The 13,568-nt window shown below is 61.1% G+C and carries 17 protein-coding genes; 16 read left to right on the top strand and 1 reads right to left on the bottom strand.

Features of this window, described 5'->3' with window-relative positions; genetic code table 11:
* Nucleotides 1-43: 43 nt before the first annotated feature.
* The gene (locus AC2TEM_RS19060; RefSeq protein WP_170422230.1) at nt 44-298 is read right to left on the bottom strand and encodes a hypothetical protein; all 255 of its coding nucleotides are present in this window, start codon (nt 296-298) and stop codon (nt 44-46) included.
* A 423-nt stretch (nt 299-721) separates the two neighbouring features.
* Here AC2TEM_RS19060 and AC2TEM_RS19055 point away from each other — a divergent pair, with 423 nt between their 5' ends.
* From AC2TEM_RS19055 to AC2TEM_RS18980, 16 genes are all read left to right on the top strand, one after another.
* Nucleotides 722-1,231, top strand: a complete 510-nt coding sequence (locus AC2TEM_RS19055) for a hypothetical protein (protein ID WP_170422228.1) — start codon at nt 722-724, stop codon at nt 1,229-1,231.
* A 115-nt stretch (nt 1,232-1,346) separates the two neighbouring features.
* On the top strand, nt 1,347-2,507 hold the full coding sequence (locus AC2TEM_RS19050; RefSeq protein ID WP_170422225.1) for a phage portal protein: 1,161 nt from the start codon (nt 1,347-1,349) through the stop codon (nt 2,505-2,507).
* Nucleotides 2,500-2,718 carry a GTA head formation protein, RCAP_rcc01685 family gene (locus AC2TEM_RS19045; protein ID WP_010442100.1) on the top strand — a complete coding sequence of 73 codons (219 nt, stop codon included), beginning with the start codon at nt 2,500-2,502 and terminating at the stop codon, nt 2,716-2,718. Before AC2TEM_RS19050 ends, AC2TEM_RS19045 begins: the two co-directional genes overlap by 8 nt.
* 26 nt (nt 2,719-2,744) lie before the next feature.
* Nucleotides 2,745-3,290 (top strand): HK97 family phage prohead protease, encoded by a 546-nt coding sequence (locus tag AC2TEM_RS19040; protein ID WP_480790365.1) that lies wholly within the window; start codon nt 2,745-2,747, stop codon nt 3,288-3,290.
* A gap of 30 nt (nt 3,291-3,320) precedes the next feature.
* Complete coding sequence (locus AC2TEM_RS19035; RefSeq protein WP_170396482.1) at nt 3,321-4,499, top strand: phage major capsid protein; 1,179 nt, start codon at nt 3,321-3,323, stop codon at nt 4,497-4,499.
* 171 nt (nt 4,500-4,670) lie between these two features.
* The gene (locus AC2TEM_RS19030; RefSeq protein WP_170422223.1) at nt 4,671-5,270 is read left to right on the top strand and encodes a head-tail connector protein; all 600 of its coding nucleotides are present in this window, start codon (nt 4,671-4,673) and stop codon (nt 5,268-5,270) included.
* Nucleotides 5,267-5,605: a head-tail adaptor protein gene (locus tag AC2TEM_RS19025; RefSeq protein ID WP_170422221.1), complete on the top strand. Its 339-nt coding sequence runs from the start codon at nt 5,267-5,269 to the stop codon at nt 5,603-5,605. The genes AC2TEM_RS19030 and AC2TEM_RS19025 overlap by 4 nt, the downstream gene beginning before the upstream one ends.
* Nucleotides 5,602-6,015, top strand: a complete 414-nt coding sequence (locus AC2TEM_RS19020; RefSeq protein ID WP_170422219.1) for a DUF3168 domain-containing protein — start codon at nt 5,602-5,604, stop codon at nt 6,013-6,015. The genes AC2TEM_RS19025 and AC2TEM_RS19020 overlap by 4 nt, the downstream gene beginning before the upstream one ends.
* Nucleotides 6,016-6,035: 20 nt before the next feature.
* The gene (locus AC2TEM_RS19015; protein WP_170396490.1) at nt 6,036-6,449 is read left to right on the top strand and encodes a phage major tail protein, TP901-1 family; all 414 of its coding nucleotides are present in this window, start codon (nt 6,036-6,038) and stop codon (nt 6,447-6,449) included.
* Entirely contained in the window at nt 6,449-6,763 is a 315-nt protein-coding gene (locus AC2TEM_RS19010) for a gene transfer agent family protein (RefSeq protein ID WP_170422217.1), read from the top strand. The genes AC2TEM_RS19015 and AC2TEM_RS19010 overlap by 1 nt, the downstream gene beginning before the upstream one ends.
* A complete protein-coding gene (locus AC2TEM_RS19005; protein WP_170422216.1) occupies nt 6,760-6,969 on the top strand; it encodes a rcc01693 family protein in 210 nt (69 codons plus the stop codon). Before AC2TEM_RS19010 ends, AC2TEM_RS19005 begins: the two co-directional genes overlap by 4 nt.
* Nucleotides 6,956-7,618: a phage tail tape measure protein gene (locus AC2TEM_RS19000; RefSeq protein ID WP_170422215.1), complete on the top strand. Its 663-nt coding sequence runs from the start codon at nt 6,956-6,958 to the stop codon at nt 7,616-7,618. The genes AC2TEM_RS19005 and AC2TEM_RS19000 overlap by 14 nt, the downstream gene beginning before the upstream one ends.
* A 12-nt stretch (nt 7,619-7,630) precedes the next feature.
* On the top strand, nt 7,631-8,263 hold the full coding sequence (locus tag AC2TEM_RS18995; protein WP_170422214.1) for a DUF2460 domain-containing protein: 633 nt from the start codon (nt 7,631-7,633) through the stop codon (nt 8,261-8,263).
* On the top strand, nt 8,263-9,147 hold the full coding sequence (locus AC2TEM_RS18990) for a baseplate hub domain-containing protein (RefSeq protein WP_170422213.1): 885 nt from the start codon (nt 8,263-8,265) through the stop codon (nt 9,145-9,147). The genes AC2TEM_RS18995 and AC2TEM_RS18990 overlap by 1 nt, the downstream gene beginning before the upstream one ends.
* Nucleotides 9,147-9,587, top strand: coding sequence for an NlpC/P60 family protein (locus tag AC2TEM_RS18985; RefSeq protein WP_170422474.1), 441 nt, complete (start codon nt 9,147-9,149; stop codon nt 9,585-9,587). The genes AC2TEM_RS18990 and AC2TEM_RS18985 overlap by 1 nt, the downstream gene beginning before the upstream one ends.
* Entirely contained in the window at nt 9,587-13,567 is a 3,981-nt protein-coding gene (locus AC2TEM_RS18980) for a baseplate multidomain protein megatron (RefSeq protein ID WP_170422212.1), read from the top strand. The genes AC2TEM_RS18985 and AC2TEM_RS18980 overlap by 1 nt, the downstream gene beginning before the upstream one ends.
* Nucleotide 13,568 lies beyond the last annotated feature (1 nt).

The following is a 13,568-nucleotide window of genomic DNA, read 5'->3' as shown; positions in this document are numbered from 1 at the left end:
TACATCGCCTAGAGAATTGGTCCTTCACGGGATGCATCTAGGTTCAGGACGTTGGGTACTCTTGATTCCAACTGTCCTCGTATTCGCCGAGCAACCTCGACAACGTCAGCAGCGAAGAAAACAGCCTTGCGTGGACATCCGGCGACATCATGGTCTTGTAGTCATCAAGTAGCTGCACAAGAACGACTACGTTGGAGGCAAACACCTCGTAGACGTGTTTGTCGGCAGCAGTAGGTTCCTTGGTCCAGTTATTGTTCGTATCGGAGTGTCCGGACGGTGCAGGTTCGTTTTCAGTCATCGGGTGGCCTCTTCAATTTGAAGCACACGTGGGGGCATGTGAAACGCAGACAATTGCCGTGGCATGAAATCACAAGAACTTGGCGGTGATTGCAAAGGATTTAAGTTAAGTGTCCAGCAAGCCGCTAAGCCTTACAATTGGCCATGATGGATTCAGGGACAGGATTGGCCTGATCGGGTCGACGCGCTGGTCAGGGCGCTGCATGGGTCGGTGGTGGGGCCAGCAGGGGCGCATCGGCGTCCTCGGGTAAGGGCTTTGTAAGAGATAATGCTTCTTCTGCGCTCTGTTACTGTTAATCCCGACTTGCATATCTTTGTCGGCAGCGTTTACCTGCTTCGGAATTGGGCTGAATGCGAGTAAAGTCAAATGAGTAGCAATAGGATTCTGGGCTATCTTCTGACGTGCATCGCCGTGTTTCCCGTCTTGGCATCGGCGCAACTTCTGGGCAGCCCTTACGGGAAATTCACATTCGTTTTGCGGGTTGAGGACAGCGGTGATCAGGCTGGTATTCACTCCATCGCCACTGCGGTTCAGATTTTGGACAATCAAGAAAAAGTAGGATCTGAGCCTAACGCCCAGGATGCTGAACTTAGCTTTTTCTTTGCTTCCGGACGTGGTTTTATTGAGAATGATAGAGTTTCTATCAAAGCACTCGAGCAGTTTCCTAGAGAATTGGTTGATGCAGTAGTTAATCTGCCTACCAATACTGACGTTTGTTATGTTCAAGGCTTCAAACTGTTGGTGCAAGACGGCTCTCGTACGCAAAATTTGGTCGTTTCAGTTCATGATAGTACTGACGCCGAAATGGAGAATGCTTATCGGTGTTTTGCCGCGGCTGTTTGGTACTTCAAGTTTGGAAACATCGGCGGGTTTGAGGCGAGCCGTTGGAGAGAAATGCTGGCTAAAGTAATTGGCTCTAGTAGACGAGATTAATGATCATTTCTGTCCGTTGCCCACCCCCCGTACGCATCATTCCCGGGGCTTAAACTTCTATCCGTCATAACTCCTTTCAACAAGCCGAGCTGAGCGGCGGCAGAAAGGAGCAAAGATGGTATTCGATTTCTTGCGTCGTGGATCGGCTGAGGCAGCGCCCGAGGCGAAGGCGAGCGCGGCGGGGCCTGTGGTGGCGTGGCAGACGGGCGGGCGCGTGGCGTGGAGCCCCAGGGATGCAATGTCGCTGACGCGGACAGGGTTTTCGGGGAACCCGGTGGGGTTTCGATCCGTCAAACTGATTGCCGAGGCGGCGGCGGCCTTGCCACTGGTGCTGCAGGATCAGGCTCAGCGCTATGATACCCATCCGATCCTGTCCCTGATGCGCCGTCCGAATGCGGCGCAGGGGCGGGCGGAGTTGATGGAAGCTCTGTTTGGGCAGTTGTTGCTGTCGGGCAATGCCTATGTTGAGGCAGTGCAGGCCGAGGAAGGCCTGCCGGTTGAGCTGCATGTGCTGCGCTCGGATCGGATGAGCGTGGTGCCGGGTGCGGATGGGTGGCCCAAGGCTTATGATTACGCGGTTGGTGGCAAGAAGCACCGGTTTGCGGCGGAAAATATCTGTCATATCAAATCGTTCCATCCTCAGGATGATCATTACGGATTTTCACCGATGCAGGCGGCGGCGATGGCGATTGATGTGCATAACAGCGCGTCTCGGTGGTCGAAATCACTGCTGGACAATGCGGCGCGGCCTTCGGGGGCGCTGGTGTGGAAGGGTGACGGCCATGGGGTGATGGCCGAGGATCAGTTCCGGCGTTTGTCGGATGAGATCGAGCAGAACTATCGCGGGGCGCGCAATGCTGGGCGTCCGATGGTTCTGGAAGGGGGCTTGGATTGGAAGCCGATGGGGTTCTCTCCGTCCGACATGGAGTTTCAAAAGACCAAGGAAGCCGCCGCCCGCGAGATCGCGCTGGCCTTTGGAGTCCCGCCGATGCTGCTGGGGATCCAGGGCGATGCGACCTATTCGAACTATCAGGAGGCCAACCGGGCGTTTTATCGCCTGACCGTGCTGCCCCTGGTGACGCGGGTGGCGGCGGCGGTGTCAGAATGGCTGGCGGGCTTTATCGGTGAGGATCTGATGCTGAAGCCTGATCTGGATCAGGTGCCGGCGCTGTCGGCGGAACGGGATGCGCAATGGGCGCGGGTCAACGGGGCGGATTTCCTGACGGATGCCGAGAAACGCGCGTTGCTGGGGCTGCCGGAGCGTGGCGATGGGTGACGGGTATCCTCCGTTCGACTGCGCGCCGGGCCTGCGTCTGGCCGCGCATGAGCGGGTGGCCGAGATCCAGCACGCCCACCTGTGTCGGCGGTTGGATCAGATCGAAGAGATGATGGAGCGGCTGGAGAAGCGGCTATGGCTGACAGTGTACGGCGTGGCGGCGGTGATTTTGGCGCAGGCGTTTCAATCATTCCTTGTGGTAACGCCATAATGTCAGTGAGTTACATGGAGAAGTTCATGGATTTGGAACATAAATTCGCGCGGTTTGGCGACGGGTTGTCGGTGTCCGAGGATGCGGTGATCGAGGGCTATGCCAGCCTGTTCGGGCAGGTCGATCAGGGCAGCGATGTGGTGCAGCGCGGGGCGTATAGGGGCTCGCTTGACGGGCTGTCCAAGGCGGGCCAGCGGGTCAAGATGCTGTGGCAGCATGATCCGGCGCAGCCCATCGGTGTCTGGGACGAGGTGCGCGAGGATGACAAGGGCCTGTGGGTCAAGGGACGTCTGCTGGAGTCCACACAAAAGGGCCGTGAGGCGGCCGAATTGATCCGGGCGGGGGCAATGGACGGCCTGTCGATTGGCTATCGCACCAAACGGGCCGTGAAAAATGACAAGGGCCAGCGGGTCCTGACCGAACTGGAGCTGTGGGAGGTGTCTTTGGTGACGTTCCCGATGCTGCCCAGTGCGCGGGTGGCGGCGAAAGGCGTGGAGCCTGACGTTGAAAACACCTGGCGCAGTATTGCTGAGGTGTTCAACGACGCCCGGCAGGAGCTGGCGCGAATCTAGCGCCTCTAACCCCCCAATAAGGAAGTGCTGATGAGCAAGACCGAGACCCCGGCCTTGACCGGAGAGGGTGCGTCCCTGGTTCAGGAGGTGAAGCAGGCGATGGCTGGCTTCGTGAATGAATTCAACGGCCTCAAGGCCGAAGTTAAAACCCAACTGCAACAGACAGAAGAGCGACTGACCATGCTGGATCGTAAATCAACCATCGCGGCGCGTCCGCACCTTGCGGCATCGATCGAAGAAGGCGCCCCGCATCAGAAGGCTTTTGACGCCTATGTGCGTTCGGGCGAGGATGACGGGCTGCGCGGGCTGGAGATTGAGGCCAAGTCGCTTTCGACGGCGGTGAACAGCGACGGTGGCTATCTGGTCGATCCGCAGACGGCTGAGATGATCAAGTCGGTGTTGAATTCAACCGCTTCGATCCGTTCGATTGCGTCAGTTGTGAATGTCGAGGCGAACTCGTTCGACGTGCTGATCGACCACACCGATGTGGGCGCGGGTTGGGCGGATGAAAACTCGGCCACGGCTGAGACCTCGACCCCATCGATTGATCGGATTTCGATCCCGCTGCACGAGCTGAGCGCGCTGCCCAAGGCGTCGCAGCGTCTGTTGGATGACAGTGCGTTTGATGTCGAAGGTTGGCTGGCCGGTCGTATCGCCGACAAGTTTGCCCGGGCCGAGGCAGCGGCGTTTATCAATGGCGACGGTGTGGACAAGCCCAAGGGTATCCTGACCCACCGCACGATGGAAAACGGCAGCTGGGGCTGGGATAGTCTGGGTTATGTCGCGTCGGGCATTGATGGTGGCGTCGATGCGGATGCGATTGTGGACGTGGTCTATGCCCTGGGCGCGCAGTACCGGGTGAACGGCACTTTCGTGATGAACTCGAAAACCGCGGGTCTGATCCGCAAGCTGAAGGACAGCGATGGCCGCTTCCTTTGGTCGGATGGCCTAGCCGCTGGTGAGCCTGCGCGTCTGATGGGCTATCCGGTGCTGATTGCCGAGGACATGCCGGATGCGGCAACCGACAGCTATTCGATTGCCTTCGGTGACTTCCAGTCGGGCTACACCATAGCCGAACGTCCCGATCTGCGGGTGCTGCGCGATCCGTTCAGCGCCAAGCCGCATGTCCTGTTCTACGCGACCAAGCGCGTGGGCGGTGATGTGAGCGATTTTGCTGCAATCAAACTGCTGAAATTCGGCATCGCCTAAGCGGTGGCGGATCCGGGGGGCTGCAAGCCCCTCGGGCGGCGGGCGCGGGCCGGGGTGAGATCCCCCGCGTTGTCTAGCTGCTCCCCTCCGTCCGAGCAACGTGGGGCGGCGCGTGCCCGTCATTTTCCAAGGATACGGCCCCGGAGGGGTCCGAGATTGCGGAGTGAATGGATGATGTTGATCGAAGAAACCGCCATCGCGGATGCGGCGCTGCCGGTGGATCAGTTCAAGGCGCATCTGCGGCTGGGCACGGGGTTTGCCGAGGGCAATGTGCAGGACGAGGTGTTGAATGGCTTTCTGCGTGCGGCCATTGCGGCGATTGAGGCGCGCACCGGTAAGGTGCTGATAGAACGGGATTTCTCGTGGAGCTTGAACGGTTGGCGCGATCCAGCAGGTGAAGTGCTGCCGGTGGCCCCGGTGGTCTCGGTTGCTGTGATCACGCTGACGGATGCGGCGGGGACCGACACGGTTGTGGATGCCGAAGCTTACCGTTTGGAGCGCGACATGCAGCGCCCTCGGTTGCGTCCGGTTGGCGCTTGTTTGCCAAGGGTGCAGACCGGCGGCTCGGTGAAGATTGCCTTCACTGTCGGGATGGCCACGGATTGGGGCGGGCTGCCCGCTGACCTTGGGCAGGCGGTGCTGCTGCTGGCGGCGCATTACTACGAATACCGCGATGAGACGGCGCTGGGCGCGGGGTGCATGCCATTTGGTGTCACCAGTCTGATCCAGCGTTATCGAACTGTGCGCTTCGGCGCGGGGGTGACGCAATGAGCGCGCCGCGACTGAATCGCAAGCTGGTGCTGGAGGCTCCGATCCGTAGTGCCGATGGTGCGGGCGGCTATACAGAGACATGGGCTGCGCTGGGCGCGCTTTGGGCCGAGGTGACGGCACGTAGCGGGGCGGAACGCGCGGTCGGTGGCGCCTCGGTGTCGCGGGTTGGCTATCGGATCGTAGTCCGGGGCGCACCTGAGGGATCATCCATGCGGCCCACGCCTGATCAGCGATTTGTTGAGGGGGCGCGCCGGTTTGTCATTCGTGCAGTGGCCGAGCGCGATCCACGCGGCCAGTACCTGACTTGTTTCGCAGATGAAGAGGTGGCCGCATGAGCTATGGCGTTGCAGCCGCTTTGCAGGCGGCTGTGTTTCAACAATTGGCGGGCGATGCGCAGGTCAGCACCCTTTCGGGTGGTGCGATCTATGACGCGGTGCCGTCGGGAGTGTTGCCGCAAACTTACGTGACACTTGGCCCGGAAGAGGTGCGCGACGCGTCGGACCGGACGGGTGCAGGCGCGGTGCATCGGTTCACGGTCTCAGTGGTGTCCGAAGCGGCGGGCTTTGGCGCGGCCAAGACATTGGCGGGCGCAGTGTGTGACGCGCTGGAAGGCGCGGCGTTGACATTGGACCGGGGCCATCTGGTGGGGCTGTGGTTCGAACGCGCTAGCGCCCGACGCACGGGAACTGGCGGCGCGATCCGCCAGATCGATCTGAGATTCCGCGCCCGCGTGGAAGACGACTAAGCAATCAACGGAGTGAGCATATGGCTGCCCAGAACGGAAAAGACCTGTTGGTCAAAGTGGATATGAACGGCACCGGCCTGTTCGAGACCATCGCGGGGCTGCGCGCCACGCGGATCAGTTTCAACGCGGAAAGTGTGGATGTGACCAGCCTGGAAAGCCAAGGCGGGTGGCGCGAGCTGCTGTCGGGGGCCGGGGTCAAATCGGCCGCGATTTCGGGCTCGGGCGTGTTCAAGGATGCGGGCACAGATGAGCGTGCGCGCCAGCTGTTTTTTGACGGTGAGACGCCCGGTTTTCAGGTGATCATCCCCGATTTCGGCATTGTCGAAGGCCCGTTTCAGGTCAGCAGCATCGAATATGCGGGCTCGCATAACGGTGAGGCGACCTATGAGATGAGCATGGCAAGCGCCGGTGCACTGAGCTTTACGGCGCTTTGATGGCCAATCCGTGGACGGGCGAGGTGGCGTTGACCATCGATGGGGAGCAGCGGGTGCTCAAGCTGACATTGGGTGCTTTGGCGGAATTGGAACAAGAGCTGCAGGCCGGGTCTCTGGTCGAACTGGTGCAGCGGTTTGAAGGCGGGGCTTACTCCAGCGGTGATGTGCTGGCGCTGCTGGTTGCCGGGTTGCGGGGCGGCGGAGCGCAGGTCACGCGCGATGATCTGCTGCATGCCGAGATTGCGGGTGGGCCGATGGCGGGGGCCAAGGCGGCAGCCGAGTTGCTGGCGCGGGCCTTCATGGTGCCCGAGTGAGCGGGTTCGACTGGCCCGTACTGATGCGGGCCGGGTTCCTCGGCCTTCGCCTGACGCCGGATCAGTTCTGGCGTCTGACCCCGGCCGAGCTGCGGCTGATGCTGGGGCAGGGCGCGGGGATGCCGGCGATGAACCGGGCAGGGCTGGATGCGCTGCTCGCGGCCTATCCGGACAAGACACAAGGAGAGCGTAATGACGGATCGTGATGGTTTTGACGACCTGCAGGAGCGGGGAGATGCGCTGGGTGACGCGCTGGGCGATGCGGCGACCATGGCCTCGGCATTTGATGGCCAGATGCGACGGATCAAGGCCGCGTTTGAAGAGACCGGAAAGGATGTGGCCACGCTCGAGCGTGGCATGTCGGGCGGGTTGCGCAAGGCTTTTGATGGCGTGGTGCTGGATGGGATGAACCTGTCGGGGGCGCTGGAAGTGCTGAAGAACTCGATGATCCGCACGGCGTATTCGGCGGCGATCAAACCGGTGACGGATCATTTCGGCGGGATGCTTGCCAATGGGGTGGGTGGCTTGGTGCAGGGGATACTGCCCTTTGCCGATGGCGGCAGTTTTTCTCAGGGCCGTGTGATGCCGTTTGCCAATGGTGGGGTCGTTAGCAGCCCGACCATGTTCCCGATGCGAGGCGGCACCGGGTTGATGGGTGAGGCGGGTCCCGAGGCGATCATGCCGCTAGCGCGCGGGGCCGATGGCAAGCTGGGTGTGCGGACGCAGGGCGGCGGGCGAGCGGTCAACGTGGTGATGAATATCTCAACACCGGATGTGCAGGGGTTCCGCCGCTCTCAAGGCCAGATCGCGGCGCAGATGACCCGCGCATTGGGCCGTGGCAATCGCAACAGATAAGGGGAGCAGGCGATGAATTTCCACGAGGTGAGATTTCCCGCCAGCCTGAGCTTTGGCTCGGTCGGTGGGCCGGAACGGCGCACGGATATCGTGACGCTGGCGAATGGGTTTGAGGAACGCAACACGCCCTGGGCGCATTCGCGCAGGCGCTATGATGCGGGGCTGGGGATGCGGTCGCTGGATGACATCGAGACTCTGATCTCTTTTTTTGAGGCGCGACGGGGCCAGATGTTTGGGTTTCGCTGGAAGGACTGGTCGGACTTCAAATCAGGCGCGGCGACGGCTGAGGTCGACAAGGGCGATCAGGTGATTGCGCGCGGGGATGGCGAGACGACCGATTTTCAGCTGGTCAAGACCTACAGCTCGGGCGGGTTCAGCTATGTGCGGCCAATCCTGAAGCCGGTACTGGGCACTGTGACACTGGGGCTGGATCAGGACGCGCTGCGCGAAGGCGTGGACTTTGAGGTCGATCTGGCGACCGGACGCGTGATGTTCTCGGCCCCGCCGCCTGAGCAGGTCGAGATTACAGCCGGGTTTGAGTTCGACGTTCCGGTACGGTTCGACACCGACAAGATCCAGACCAGCGTGGCCAGCTTTCAGGCCGGTGACGTCCCGAACGTACCGGTGGTCGAGGTGCGGGTCTGATGAGCGGGGACAAACAGGCGCTGCAGGCGCATTTGCAAAGCGGGCTGACCACCACCTGTCGTTGCTGGGCGATCACGCGCAGCGACGCACAGGTCTATGGTTTCACGGATCACGATATGGAGTTGCGCTTTGACGGGCTGGTGTTCAAAGCCAGTACCGGTCTGACCGCTGCGGCGATCGAGCAGGCAACCGGCCTGTCGATCGATAATACCGAGGCGATGGGCGCGCTGTCTGATGCCTCGGTCCGGGAAGAGGATATCGAGGCGGGGCGCTTTGATGGGGCCGAGGTGCGGGCCTGGCTGGTCAATTGGGCCGATCCTGAGCAGCGGATGCTGCAGTTTCGTGGTTCGATCGGTGAGTTGCGTCGTGCTGGCGGGGCGTTTCATGCGGAATTGCGCGGGTTGACCGATCTGCTGAACCGGCCTTTAGGGCGGATTTATCAGAAGCCCTGTACGGCTGTGTTGGGGGATAAGGCGTGCCGCTTTGCCCTGGAGACGCCGGGTTATCGCGCTGAGGCTGAAATTGTCGCGCTGGACGGCGCGGCTTTGCGTTTGCAGGGCGCGGAGAGTTCTGATGCGGGTTGGTTTGAACGCGGCAGGCTGGATGTGCTGGACGGGGCTGCGCAGGGCCTGTGGGCCTCGATCAAGCTGGATGAACAGGTCAGAGATGGCCGCGATGTCACGCTGTGGTCGGCGATTGGCGGCGGACTGGCGGTTGGGGACCGGGTCCAGCTGATCGCCGGGTGTGACAAGCGTATGACCACTTGCCGACTGAAGTTCAACAACATGCTGAATTTTCAGGGCTTCCCTGACCTGCCGCACGAGGATTGGATCATGGCCGTACCCAAGCGCAGTAGTCAACACAAAGGGGGAAGCAGGCGATGATGCGGACAAAACAAGATATCTTGGACGAAGCGCGCGGATGGCTGGGCACACCTTATGTTCATCAGGCCTCTGTTCGGGGTGCAGGCGCTGATTGTCTGGGCTTGCTGCGGGGCGTTTGGCGCGCGGTGATGGGGCATGAGCCTGAGGCGGTGCCGGTCTACAGCATGGATTGGTCCGAGCCGCAGGGTGAGGAACGCATGTGGGCCGCAGCCCGTCGCCATCTAGTCGAGAAATCGCCCGATGATTTGGCCCCGGGGGATGTATTGCTGTTTCGGATGCGGGATGCGGCAGTGGCAAAGCATCTGGGCATCGTCAGCGCCCAAGACCCGATGCGATTCATCCACGCCTATACCGGGCATGGTGTTGTTGAAAACACGCTGAGCGAGCCTTGGCGTCGCCGCGTGGTCGCTTGTTTCGAATTCCCGCTGGAGGATTTCTGATGGCCACAATAGTTCTGTCTGCTGCAGGTGCGGCAATAGGTGGTTCGATCGGGGGCTCGGTTGCGGGTCTGTCCACGGCGGTGATTGGCCGCGCGGTCGGGGCGACGCTTGGGCGGGTGATCGACAACCGGCTGATGGCCAGCCAATCCGTAATGGGTGGCGGTAGCGAGGTGGTCGAGACCGGGCGTCTGGATCGTTTCCGTCTCACCGAAACCGGTGAGGGTGCGACCGTCGCGACGGTCTACGGCCGGATGCGAGTTGGAGGACAGGTCATCTGGGCCTCGGACTTTCTGGAAACCCGATCGACCTCGACGACGACGCAAACATCAGGCGGTGGCGGTGGAGGCAAGGGGAAACCCAAGCCCGTTGAAGTGACGACAACGACAACCACGCATAGCTACAGCTATTCGGTGTCTCTGGCGATTGCGGTGGGCGCGGGACAGGTTGCGGATATCACGCGTGTCTGGGCCGATGGTGAAGAGGTCGAGCGCCGAACGCTGAACATGCGGATATATCGCGGCGATCACGAGCAATTGCCCGACCCGCTGATTGAAGCGGTCGAAGGGGCAGGCACGGTGCCCGCCTATCGCGGCACGGCTTATGTGGTGATCGAAGATCTGGCGCTGGGCCCCTTTGGCAACCGCGTGCCGCAATTCTCGTTCGAGGTGGTGCGGCAGGAACAAGACGAGATGCCGGATGCCGAGGACGCGCTGTCTCGGATCATCAAGGGGGTGGCCTTGATGCCGGGTACGGGTGAATACGCACTGGCTTCATCTCAGGTTAATTACACCAAGGGCCGGGGGCGCAGTTGGGCGGCGAATGTCAATTCACCATCGGGCAAGTCCGATCTGGTGACCTCGACGCGGGCGCTCGACCAGGAATTGCCGGGCTGCGAGGCGGCTTCGTTGATCGTGTCGTGGTTCGGCGATGATTTGCGCTGCGGAGAATGCCAGATCCGCCCCAAGGTTGAACGCAAGAATATCGAGGGCGCAAACATGCCCTGGAGTGTTTCAGGTCTGTCCCGAACTGCGGCGGGGCAGGTGAAATGGCAGGATGGGCGTCCGGTTTATGGCGGCACACCGGCTGATGCGGCCGTAGTGCAGGCGATCCGGCACCTGAAGAACTCGGGCAAACGGGTTATGTTTTATCCGTTTATTTTGATGGAGCAATCAGAGGGCAACGGCCTGCCTGATCCGTGGTCCGATGCGCCGGATCAGCCACATTTGCCTTGGCGTGGGCGGATCACTTTGGATGTTGCTCCGGGGCGGCCAGGCTCGCCGGATCAAACTGCCGATGCGGATGCGCAGGTGGCGGCGTTCTTTGGTACGGCGCGCGCGTCACATTTCTCGACCAGCGGCAGCAAAGTGACCTATCGCGGCCCAAGTGAATGGGGATTACGGCGGTTCATTCTGCACTATGCGGCCCTTTGCAAGGCGGCGGGCGGCGTGGAGTCCTTCTGCATCGGGTCCGAGATGCGCGGGCTAACGCAAATCCGCGGCGCGTCTGGCTTCGCTGCAGTTGCGGAGCTGCGGTCTCTGGCCGCGGAAGTGCGCGCGATATTGGGGCCGGAAACTAAGGTCGGCTATGCCGCAGACTGGACCGAGTATTTCGGGTATCAGCCGCAAGACGGCACCGGAGACCGGTATTTCCACCTCGACCCGCTTTGGGCCGATGAGAACATAGATTTTGTCGGCATCGACAACTATATGCCGCTGTCCGACTGGCGGGATAGGGCCTCGCATCTGGACGCTGAGGTGTCGAATGGGTCGATCTACGATCTGGACTATCTGCGCGGCAATATCGAAGGCGGCGAGGGGTATGATTGGTACTATGCCTCACCGGAGGAAGCCGAAGCGCAGATCCGAAGCCCGATCACTGATGACGATCATGGCGAGCCGTGGGTCTGGCGGTACAAGGACCTGCGCAACTGGTGGGCGAACCGACATCATGAGCGGATCGGGGGCGTGCGGCAGCAAACACCCACGGGTTGGGTTCCGGGGTCCAAGCCAATCTGGTTCACCGAACTGGGCTGCGCGGCCATCGACAAGGGCACGAACCAGCCGAACAAATTCTTGGACCCAAAGTCGTCTGAATCGAATTTACCGCGCTATTCCAACGGAGTACGGGATGATTTTATCATGGTTCAGTACCTTCGGGCCGTCCTTGGCTATTGGGGTGATGCTGAGATCAACCCGGTTTCAGATATCTATGACGGCCCGATGGTGGACCTGTCGAACGCCTTTGTCTGGGCTTGGGATGCGCGTCCGTTCCCGACTTTCCCGAACCTGCGGACGCAGTGGTCGGACGGCGATAACTATGCACGTGGGCATTGGCTGAACGGGCGGTCCGGGTCGCGGACTCTGGCCTCGGTCGTGACAGAAATCTGCCATGAGGCAGGGGTGACGGCGATTGATGTGTCCGAGCTCTACGGCGTGGTACGCGGTTACGCGGTTGAGGACGTAATGAACGCTCGGCAGGCCTTGCAGCCGCTGATGCTGCGCTATGGGTTCGACGCGATCGAGCGGGACGGGGTGCTGAAGTTTAAAACCCGCGACGGGCGTCGGGCCGTTGACATCGACCCCGAGCAGATCGCCATCAGCGCGGATATCGACGGGCCAGTGGAACATCGCCGCGAGGCTGAGGCCGAGATGACCGGGCGTGTGCGTCTGCGGTTCGTCCAGTCGGATGCGGACCATGATGTTGTCGCGGAAGAGGCTGTTTTGCCGGATGACAGAACCCATTCGGTCGCCGTCAACGAAATGCCTCTGTCGATGACCCGCGCCGAAGGGCGTCAGACGGTCGAGCGCTGGCTGAGCGAATCCCGCATTTCGCGAGAGACGGCGCGTTTTGCGCTGCCGCCGTCGCTGTTGAACGTTGGGGCCGGGGATGTGGTGCGTCTGCCGGATGCCGGGGACGGAGCTCTTTATCGGATCGACCGGTTGGAACAGGCCGAGATGCAGCTGGCGGATGCGGTACGCATCGAACCCGGCGTTTATACCCCTTCTGATGTGCTGGACGATGTGGCGGCAGCCAAGCCGTTCATTGCTCCGGTGCCAGTTCTGCCGGTGTTCATGGATCTGCCGCTGATCACTGGATCCGAAGCGCCCCATGCGCCGTATCTGGCGATATCGGCCGAGCCCTGGCCCGGTAACGTGGCTATCTATTCGGCTGCACAGGATGAGGACTATACCTTGCATCAAGTGATCGCGGGGCAGGCGGTGATTGGCTTCACCGAAACACCCCTGCGACGCGCAGGCGCTGGGATCTGGGACGAAGGGGCCGCGTTGCGTGTCAACTTGATCGATGGCGTGTTGGAGTCGCGTCCCCGCTCGGCGTTGCTGAGTGGTGCCAATCTGGCTGCCATCGGTGACGGAACACCGGGCAATTGGGAAGTGTTTCAGTTCTCGGATGCGGTCTTGCAGGAGACTGGCGTTTACAATTTGTCAGGCCGCTTGCGTGGTCAGCTGGGTACGGATGCCCTGATGCCGGATGTATGGCCTGAAGCGTCTACCTTTGTCCTACTGGATGAACGTGTTTATCAGACCGGATTGCTGCGCACCGAACGCCGCGTGGCCAAGCATTACCGTATCGGCCCTGCAACGCGCGGCTACGAGGACCCGGCATATGTGCATCTGGTTGAAGCGTTCGATGGCAATGGGCTGAGACCTTATGCGCCAGTGCATTTGCAGGCTTCTGCGTCGGCTACCGGGGACAAGATCTCGTGGGTGCGCCGCACCCGGATTGATGGCGATGACTGGAGCGCATTGGATGTGCCTCTGGGCGAAGAAAGCGAATCCTATCTGATCCGCGTCTTCACTGAGGGTGCTTTGTTGCGCGAAACTTTCACCAGTGATCCGGTTTGGCAGTATTCTGCCGCGATGAAAGCCGATGACGGGCTGGCCGGACCCTACGATATCGCAGTCGCGCAGGTTTCGGCTACCTACGGACCCGGGGCGTTTGCGCGCCTTTCGGTCGGCTAGC

It is taken from the genome of Ruegeria sp. HKCCD3925 (genome assembly GCF_057221175.1).
The sequence above is the reverse complement of the archived record's forward strand: the minus strand, read 5'-3'. Positions and strand labels throughout refer to the sequence as shown.